This window comes from Corallococcus praedator, assembly GCF_003612125.1.
Classification (GTDB): Bacteria; Myxococcota; Myxococcia; order Myxococcales; family Myxococcaceae; genus Corallococcus; species Corallococcus praedator.
The window spans coordinates 1-416 of sequence record NZ_RAWI01001212.1; the positions used below are offsets into that span (position 1 = coordinate 1).

Below are 416 nucleotides of genomic sequence, written 5' to 3' on the forward strand. Positions count from 1 at the left end.
GACCAGTATTCGCCAACAGCAAAAATATCGCGACCGGCTTGAGCGCGAACGTGGATCAACCAATCCGGGAAGAAGCCCGCTTCGATATGTTTCACGGCATCGAAGCGAACGCCATCGAGTCCGACTTCGTTGAGATACCACGTGCCCCAATTCTTGAGTTCCTGCTGCACGTCTGGATGTGCGACATCGACGTCGCAACCCATGAGATAATCAAAACTGCCCTTCTCCATGTCGACGTTGGTATCGAACGACTTGCCTTCGATCAGATAGACTGCTTGGTAGAGATTGTCGTTGAAATCGGTGTCGACGGCCGTGAAGTGTTGGTAGTTCCATTGGAAACTGGAGTATTTTCCAGCGCGACCAGGGAATGTGAATTTTGTGTCTGAGCGAATCTCGCGCATCTCGCCGATTTGATG

General features: G+C 51.4%; 1 protein-coding gene. It reads right to left on the reverse strand.

All coding sequences use genetic code 11. The features are described from left to right. Window positions 1-416, reverse strand: a 416-nt coding sequence (locus tag D7Y13_RS43780) for an alpha-amylase family protein (RefSeq protein ID WP_208734703.1), incomplete at both ends; no start/stop codon positions are given.